At 67.1% G+C, this 1,808-nt stretch carries 1 protein-coding gene and 1 pseudogene; both read right to left on the reverse strand.

Translation table 11 applies throughout. The features are described from left to right. Window positions 1–1,394: DUF3138 family protein (locus tag BAC01S_RS29720; RefSeq protein WP_027798011.1), on the reverse strand; the 1,394-nt coding region annotated here is incomplete at its 3' end. Window positions 1,395–1,631: 237 nt separating this feature from the next. After that, window positions 1,632–1,808, reverse strand: a pseudogene (locus BAC01S_RS35760) (putrescine ABC transporter permease PotI); the annotation flags it as partial.

Consider the following 1,808-nt stretch of genomic DNA (forward strand, 5'->3'; position numbering starts at 1 on the left):
CCGTTGGCCTGCGAATTCGCAAGGCACTCCGAACCAATGCCGAAGCCGTTGTACGGGTCCATGCCGTTGCCGTTCAGCGCAATGCCGCCGCCCCCGCCGCCGTTCCTGCCGTCGGCCAGCACGTCGTAGCGCGCCGTCACGCCCATGCGGCCCACCACCGGAGCGTTGAACTTGTGGTGCGCGAGCAGCGAGAGGCCGTACCACTGCGCGTTGCCGCCGTTGTACGCCGCGCGCTGCTGCTGGCCGTAGTCCACTTCGGCGTTGTACTGCGTGTCCGCGAGCGTGTAGGTGGCGTCGGCCTCGCCGAAGAAGAAGTAGCCGCCCGAGCTCGTCGCCTGGCCGCCCGGGCCGTAGACCACCTGGCCCGCGGCGTTGGTGGCGCTCGAGAGCGTCTGGCGGCCGATGTTGAACGAGCCGCCGATATCCAGCGCGCTGGACCACGTGTAGTCGGTGCGGGCCGTGAAGGTCGGGATCCTGTTGCTGGTGGTGATCGGGTCGCCCAGCGCGTTGGTGCCCGTCTGCGTGACCGAGCCGTAGGTGCGGTACTGCTCGTTGCCGACCATGAACTTCCACGCCCAGTTGCTGCCGTCGGGCGACCAGTTCCAGCCCACGCCCACGTAGCTGCCCGGGTCCGAGAAGTCGTAGAGCAGGCCGTGGGTGAGGGTGAGCATCTGGTTGGACTGCTGCACCTCGTAGCCGCCGAAGCTGGGCATCAGACCCGCGACGAAGGTGCCCGTGGCGGTGACCGGCACGGTGATGACGGCGGTGTTCAGGATATCGTCGCCGGTGCTGCCGTGCTCGTTCTGCAGCAGCGTGATGCCGTTGCCGCGGTTGGGCATGAGGGTGACTTCGGCGGAGGGCGCCATCGGTCCGACCCCGAAGGTCTTCTTGATGTCGAGGTAGAGGTCGCCGAAGGTGCTGTTGAAGTAGTTGTACGCGCTTTCGTGGTTCGCGAAGAGGAACGACGAGGTGCTCGCGGCGCGGTTGTAGATGTAGCTCGGGTCGATGTAGCCGGTGATCGAGAGGCCGGCGATGGGGCCGGTGTTGGCCGCGTCGGAGAGCGAGTCGACCTTCAGCTGCTGGTTGGCGACCTGCTGCCTGATGGCGTCCAGATCGTCGTTGGTCAGGTGCGCGGGCGCCTTGCCGTAGTCGGGCGAGGAGACGTCCACTTCCTGGGCCGGGGCGGCGGCGGCTGCCGGTGCTGCGGCGGCTGCGGTCTGCGCCGTGGCCTTCGTGTTCTTCGACTGGGCCAGCTCCGACTTCAGCGATTTCACTTCCTTCTGCAGCGAGTTCAGCTCCTGCTGCAGGGCCCTGATCTGGTCGCTGGTCGTATCGGCCATGGCCATACCCGGCAGGGCCCCGGCCACCAGCAGGCAGATTAACTTCTTCCTCATCAACATTCTCCTTGTGGGTCGTTCCTGCAAAGACTTCGGCATGGGGTCCGGAAACCCCGTCGGCGTGCGTCCCTTCCCCAGGGCCGCCCGCCCTTCTTCCGCACGTGGGCCGTGCGCTGTCGCTTCGCCTTGTGCTTCAGGTAGTGCTTCGGTGTACTACGGATACTGGCTTGAATGTCTCTCAGGCCCCGCACGTGCTCGCGATCCGGGCCGGCATCGACCCGGACCGCGCCGGAATCACGCGGCCCGGCGCCCCAGCGGCGCGCCCACGGCGCCCACCGGCGCGGCAGGCCGTCCGGTTTCGGCCGGCTCGGGCTGGATGAAGGCCATCTGCATGTCGCGCAGGCGCTTTTTCTCGCGCGCCATCATGATCTGGTTGGCCACGATCACCCCGATCGTCACCGCGCTGATAAA

The sequence above is a fragment of the Paraburkholderia acidipaludis NBRC 101816 genome, from assembly GCF_000684975.1.
Taxonomy (GTDB): domain Bacteria; phylum Pseudomonadota; class Gammaproteobacteria; order Burkholderiales; family Burkholderiaceae; genus Paraburkholderia; species Paraburkholderia acidipaludis.